The organism is Streptomyces sp. NPDC093510 (genome assembly GCF_040683555.1).
Classification (GTDB): Bacteria; Actinomycetota; Actinomycetes; order Streptomycetales; family Streptomycetaceae; genus Streptomyces.
Map to the genome: position 1 here is coordinate 1 of NZ_JBFBEE010000062.1, position 2,935 is coordinate 2,935.

Sequence of the window (2,935 nt, forward strand, 5' to 3'; positions counted from 1 at the left end):
GGAGGGTTTTTAGCGCAATGAGCAGAGCGGAATTACTTCACCCCCACCGGCCGCCCTGGCGTGCTACTGTCGTCTCAGTTGCAGTTGTGGTTCCCGAAAAACTTCAAGTGCTCCTGGCCGCACACTGCGGTGGGGGCGCTTTTGTATGACCGGTCATTTCCGGGCGGGGTAATCATCGCGGCGACACGGCATCCGCACAGTGCGGATACCGATGCACTGCCCCAAAGGAGATTGACATGACTACTGGCACCGTGAAGTGGTTCAACGCGGAAAAGGGTTTCGGCTTCATCGAGCAGGACGGTGGCGGCGCTGACGTGTTCGCCCACTACTCGAACATCGCCGCCCAGGGCTTCCGCGAGCTGCTCGAAGGCCAGAAGGTGAAGTTCGACATCGCGCAGGGCCAGAAGGGCCCGACGGCCGAGAACATCGTTCCCGCCTGACACTGACGCACACTTTGCAGCTGGGGCCCGCATCCTTCGGGGTGCGGGCCCCAGCTGCAGGCATTTCCCACAGTGATTTTCCCGCAGTGATTCCACCTGCGGGCAACCCGGGTGACCATCATCCGTAACTGCAGTCGACGCTCCGGGTGAGATTCCCTCTTCGCGTCACCCATTTTCCAGCGCCTGCGCCCGCAAAGATGATCCGCCGGCCAGATCCGCTTTCGCTTTAACCACCGGTCCATTTCTTGTGATTCTCTGTGCCGCTCATCGCCGGAAGAATTCCTTGATATGCGCCGCATCGAGGAAGGTTCCGCATGAACCGCACACGTACAAACGACCGATTCACCCGCACCCGCAATAGCAGCACCGGTGCCGGTGCCGGAAAGAGCGGCAGCCGCTTCGCAGCAGCGGCCCCGCGCCGATCCGGCAGCTCCAGCCGCCGGCCCGCCGCCGTGCAGGGCGAGTTCGCCCTCCCCAAGACGATCACCCCCGCGCTGGACGCCGTGGAAGGCTTCGCCGATCTCGACATGCCCGCACCGCTGCTGGCCGAACTCGGCCGGCAGGGAGTGGCCGTGCCCTTCCCCATCCAGGCAGCGACGCTGCCCAACTCCCTGGCGGGCCGTGACGTGCTGGGCCGCGGACGCACCGGCTCCGGCAAGACCCTCGCCTTCGGCCTGGCCCTGCTGGCCCGCACCGCCGGACAGCGCGCCGAGCCCCGCCAGCCGCTGGGCCTGATCCTGGTCCCCACCCGCGAACTCGCCCAGCAGGTGACCGACGCACTCACCCCCTACGCCCGCGCCGTGCGGCTGCGCCTGGCCACCGTCGTGGGCGGCATGTCCATCGGCCGGCAGGCCGGCGCACTGCGCACCGGCAGCGAGATCGTCGTGGCGACCCCGGGCCGCCTCAAAGACCTCATCGACCGCGGCGAATGCCGCCTGAACCAGGTCGCCATCACCGTGCTGGATGAGGCCGACCAGATGGCCGACATGGGCTTCATGCCGCAGGTCACCGCACTCCTGGACCAGGTACGGCCCGAAGGGCAGCGGATGCTGTTCTCCGCCACCCTGGACCGCAACGTCGACCTGCTCGTGCGCCGCTACCTGAGCGACCCCGTCGTCCACTCCGTGGACCCCTCGGCCGGCGCGGTCACCACGATGGAACACCACGTACTGCACGTCCAGGGCGCCGACAAACACACCGCCACCACCCAGATCGCCGCCCGCGACGGCCGCGTGATCATGTTCCTGGACACCAAACACGCCGTCGACCGCCTCACCCAGGACCTGCTCAACAGCGGCGTACGGGCCGCCGCACTGCACGGCGGGAAATCCCAGCCCCAGCGCACCCGCACCCTGACCCAGTTCAAGACCGGGCACGTCACCGTGCTCGTGGCCACCAACGTCGCCGCCCGCGGCATCCACGTCGACAACCTCGACCTCGTCGTCAACGTGGACCCGCCCACCGACCACAAGGACTACCTCCACCGCGGCGGCCGCACCGCCCGCGCCGGCGAGTCCGGCAGCGTCGTCACCCTGGTCACCCCCCACCAGCGCCGCGGCATGACCCGCCTCATGTCGGACGCCGGCATCAGCCCGCAGATCACCCAGGTCCGCTCCGGCGAACAGGAACTGCACCGCATCACCGGCGCCCAGACCCCCTCCGGCATCCCGGTCGTCATCACCGCACCGGTGGCCGAACGCCCCAAGCGCGCCGGCACATCACGCGGCCGCCGCCGCCCCGCCTCCGCGGCCCGCCGCGCCGCCGCACCCCAGCGGATCACCGCCGACACCGCAGCCTAGAGACCTTCGTGACCGCAAAGCTCACCCACCCGTGCCGGAGGCACCCTATGACGCCGGTTCAGACGCGGCCCCCCTCGAAGAACGGCAACCCGGCGCACGGGCCCTCGGCCGACACCGTCGCCCACACCGTGGCCGACACCGTCGCCCACACCGTGGCCGACACCGTCGAGGAAGCCGGGCCGCGGGTCTGGGACGACATGACCGTCGAGGTCGCCCTGTCCGTGATGGCCGGCGCCCGCGTCGGACACCTGCTCGTCTGCGACGAAGACGGCCGGCACACCGGCCTGGTCACCCGGGCAACCCTCACAGCCATCCGTGACGGCTCCGCATACACCGACCGCATCCGCCTGCGCGACCTCCACGACCTCCACGACGAGAGCCTCGCCCCCGCCCTCGTCCACTGAGCCGGCCCGCCCCGATCCCCCCTCCTTCTTCCTGTGAGGTCTCATGCGCTGTGTCATCGCCCGCTTCCCCTTCGACCTGACCAAAAGCGGGGTCCTGGAAACGATGAAGGGCATCAAACCCGAGCCCGTCACCGGCCAGTCCGTGATCATCGGCCGCCGCCACTACCCCCTCAAACAGGTCGGCCAGGTCATCACCCGCCAGGACCCCCGCGATTTCAGCGCCGGCGAAGTCCTGCGAGCCATGACCCAACTCGGCTTCACCTGCCGCACCCTTCCCGCAGCCACCACAGCC

At 68.9% G+C, this 2,935-nt stretch carries 4 protein-coding genes; all 4 read left to right on the top strand.

Features of this window, described 5'->3' with window-relative positions; translation table 11 throughout:
* The first annotated feature begins 236 nt into the window (after positions 1-236).
* The gene (locus AB0N81_RS41925) at positions 237-440 is read left to right on the top strand and encodes a cold-shock protein (protein WP_030563513.1); all 204 of its coding nucleotides are present in this window, start codon (positions 237-239) and stop codon (positions 438-440) included.
* 314 nt (positions 441-754) lie between these two features.
* Positions 755-2,239, top strand: coding sequence for a DEAD/DEAH box helicase (locus AB0N81_RS41930; protein WP_365368196.1), 1,485 nt, complete (start codon positions 755-757; stop codon positions 2,237-2,239).
* Between the two features lie 128 nt (positions 2,240-2,367).
* On the top strand, positions 2,368-2,643 hold the full coding sequence (locus AB0N81_RS41935; RefSeq protein WP_365368200.1) for a CBS domain-containing protein: 276 nt from the start codon (positions 2,368-2,370) through the stop codon (positions 2,641-2,643).
* 43 nt (positions 2,644-2,686) lie between these two features.
* Positions 2,687-2,935 (top strand): SCO5918 family protein (locus AB0N81_RS41940; RefSeq protein WP_365368198.1); only part of this gene is annotated, 249 nt, incomplete at its 3' end.

What these genes read in the sequence shown, in the direction of transcription:
- AB0N81_RS41925 (WP_030563513.1), top strand. Translation starts at nt 237, where the DNA reads ATGACTACTGGCACCGTGAAGTGGTTCAACGCGGAAAAGGGTTTCGGC.
- AB0N81_RS41930 (WP_365368196.1), top strand. Translation starts at nt 755, where the DNA reads ATGAACCGCACACGTACAAACGACCGATTCACCCGCACCCGCAATAGC.